This is a genomic window from Kitasatospora sp. NPDC004799 (assembly GCF_040609095.1).
GTDB lineage: Bacteria > Actinomycetota > Actinomycetes > Streptomycetales > Streptomycetaceae > Kitasatospora.
Map to the genome: position 1 here is coordinate 1 of NZ_JBEXJK010000662.1, position 2,673 is coordinate 2,673.

The window sequence follows — 2,673 nt, forward strand, 5'->3', positions numbered from 1 at the left end:
GGCGCTGGCCTCGGCGGCCGGCGGCGCGGGGTCGGCGATCGCCTCGGCGGAGGCGCAGGCCTCGGCGGCGGTGTCGGCGGCCTCCTCGGCCGTCGCCGGGATCAAGGGCGGGCTGGACGCCAAGGGGGACGTCACCGCCGGGGCGGTCACCACCGGTTCGGACGGCAAGCCGCAGGTGTCGCTGACCGTTACCAACCACGGCCAGCAGTCGTACCGGTACGTGATCCAGCTGGACTTCACCGACGAGTCCGGCACGGTGCTGGACGCGACGGCGGTGACCGTCCAGGACGTGGCCGCCGGGCAGAGCGCCGAGGCCACCGCGCACGCCAACCGGGAGCTCTCCGGCACGGTCCGGGCCGAGGTGGCCAACGCCGTCCGCTACTGACTCCCGTGCCGACTCCGGTGCCGACCTCGGTGCCGGCTCGGCGCACAGCCGCCCAGCTCAGTGCGGGGGTGGAACCTTAAGCGGGTCTCAAGGCCCAACAGCACCCCTTGACGGGTGAGTTGGTCTAGTCCATTTTTATTGCCCAGGTGCAGGGAGCCCCTGAACCGGCGCCAACGGCCTCGTGCCGTTGGCGCCGGTTCGGCACATCCCGGTAGTCCGTCACGGCCTGATCCGCTCGATTCCCCACCCATGCCTGTCATGTCCCGGTCGTCCGGCCCCACCCCGGACGCGCGCCCCCGGGCCGGCGGGTACCCCCACAACCAGGAGTCACGCACCCATGCTGCGCTCACGCATTGAAAGGGCCGGGACCCCGGCTCCGCAGGACGGCCGCCGACGCCGCCCCAAGAGCCTGGCCGCCGTCGCGGCCGGCACCACCGCCTCCCTGCTGCTCGGCGCCGGCCTCGCGCTGTCCGGCGGCGGCGCGGCCAACGCCGCGACCACCAACTCCACCGGCGCGCCCGCCACCAGCGGCGGCATCAAGGTCGCCTACTTCGACCAGTGGTCGATCTACGCGAACGCGTACTACCCCAAGACGATCCAGGACACCGGCGTCGCCAAGAACCTGGACTACCTGATCTACTCCTTCGCCAACATCCACCCGACCGACCTCGGGTGTTTCGAGGCCACCAAGGCCGCGGACACGAACGACAACAACCCCAACGCCGGTGACGGCGCGGGCGACGCGTTCGCCGACTACCAGAAGAGCTTCGGCGCGGACATCTCGGTCGACGGCGTCGGCGACGTCTGGAACCAGCCGATCGCGGGCAACTTCAACCAGCTGAAGAAGCTGAAGGCGAAGAACCCCAACCTCAAGATCCTGATCTCGCTGGGCGGTTGGACCTACTCCAAGTACTTCTCGCCGGCCGCCGCCACGGACGCCTCGCGCAAGCACCTGGTGTCGTCCTGCATCGACATGTTCATCAAGGGCAACCTGCCCACCGAGGCCGGCTACGGCGGCCCGGGCACGGCGGCCGGCATCTTCGACGGCGTCGACCTCGACTGGGAGTACCCGGGCGGCGGCGGTCACACCGGCAACATCTCCAGCCCGGCGGACAAGCAGAACTTCACCGCGCTGCTGAAGGAGTTCCGCACCCAGCTGGACGCGCAGGGCAAGACCGACGGCAAGACCTACGCCCTGTCGGCGGCGGTCGGCGCCGGCCAGGACAAGATCATGAACGTCGAGACCGACAAGATCGGTCAGTACCTGACCTTCCTCGACGTCATGACCTACGACATGCACGGCGGTTGGGACCCGCAGGGGCCGACCAACCACCAGGCGCCGCTGTACTCCGGCCCGAACGACCCGTCGACCCCGGCCAAGCCGGGCAACGGGAAGTACTCGATCGACAACGCCATCAAGGCGTGGACCGCCGGTGACAAGGAGTACGGCATCCCGGGCGGCTTCCCCGCCAACAAGATCAACATGGGTGTGCCGTTCTACTACCGCGGCTGGACCGGGGTGAAGGACAACGGCAAGCACGGCCTGTTCCAGCCCGCCACCCAGCCGGCGGCCGGCGCGGCGATGTCCGGCAACGTCCCCGGCATCCAGATGTTCAAGGAGCTCGCGGGCTTCGTCGACAACCCGTCCAAGACCTTCTGGGACGACGAGGCGAAGACCACGTACTTCTACGACGGCAACACCTTCTGGAGCGGTGAGGACGCCAAGTCGATCCAGGCCAAGATCGACTACGCCCACTGCAACGGCCTCGGCGGCTCCTTCGCCTTCTCGCTGTACGACCTGGGGACCAAGACCGGTCTGTTCGACAAGATGGTGAGCGCCACCAACGGTTCGGCCTCCGCCTGCCCGGCCCCGCCGACCGGCACGCCGACCCCGACCCCGACCGACACCCCCACCGGCACGCCGACCGGCACGCCGACCGGCACCCCCACCGGCACCCCGACCGGGACCCCGGGCTCCTGCCCGGCCGCCCCGAGCTGGGACGCCAACACCACCTACGCGGCCGGCGGCACCAAGGTCTCGTGGAAGGGCCACTACTACACCAACAAGTGGTGGACCAAGGGCGACGACCCGAGCCTGAGCGGCCAGTGGGGCGTCTGGACCGACAACGGCCCCTGCTGACCCCCGACGGACCGCCGAGGGCCTGACGGACCCTCGCCGCACCTGACGTGACGGGTCCGGCCCGCCGGGAGGAGCCGCCTCCAGGCAGGCCCGGGCGATGCCGACGCAGCCGGCCGCCACCGACAACCGGCCCTTGGCCAGCGCGGCC

At 70.3% G+C, this 2,673-nt stretch carries 2 protein-coding genes; both read left to right on the forward strand.

All coding sequences use genetic code 11. The annotated features are described in order from the left end of the window. A partial coding sequence (locus ABZW03_RS39590; RefSeq protein ID WP_355269542.1) for an FxLYD domain-containing protein occupies window positions 1–385 on the forward strand: 385 nt, incomplete at its 5' end. 337 nt (window positions 386–722) lie between these two features. Further along, a complete protein-coding gene (locus tag ABZW03_RS39595; RefSeq protein ID WP_355269544.1) occupies window positions 723–2,525 on the forward strand; it encodes a glycosyl hydrolase family 18 protein in 1,803 nt (600 codons plus the stop codon). The last annotated feature ends 148 nt before the right edge of the window (window positions 2,526–2,673 follow it).